This window comes from Gilliamella sp. B2717 (assembly GCF_026536675.1).
Lineage (GTDB): Bacteria > Pseudomonadota > Gammaproteobacteria > Enterobacterales > Orbaceae > Gilliamella > Gilliamella apicola_I.
On sequence record NZ_JAFNNQ010000003.1, the window covers coordinates 387 to 829 of the forward strand.

Annotated in this window: 1 pseudogene; it reads left to right on the forward strand. The window is 40.0% G+C overall.

The annotated features are described in order from the left end of the window. Window positions 1-443, forward strand: a pseudogene (locus J3U35_RS01270) (hypothetical protein); the annotation flags it as partial.

Here is a 443-nt window from a genome sequence, read left to right on the forward strand (position 1 = left end):
CACCAGTTTAACCGGAAATGATGAAACTCGTCGGGATATTTATGCCGCTGGTTATGGTTATAAAAATGATTTATTTCAAATACGCAATCGTCTGGAATATCGGATAGATGAAGGTAGTGAACGCATAAGACAATGGGTGACCACTAACCGGGCAAAAACGGTGGTTAATGAAAACTTAAGTTGGCTTGGACAATTTGATTTTGCCAAAACGTTTGGTAATCAAGATGATTCAAGTGATGTAGTAAGTAATTACACGGAGTCAATGATCGGTTTTGCCTACCGACCCCAAGTAATCAATAATCTGAACCTTTTTGGCAAAATGACCTATGTGTATGGATTAGACCCGGATGACCAGTTGATAGTGAACTCAACATCATCAGGTGGTAAACGTTATACGTCGAGCTTGTATGACCAAAAGAGCTGGGTATGGTCATTAGAAGGTG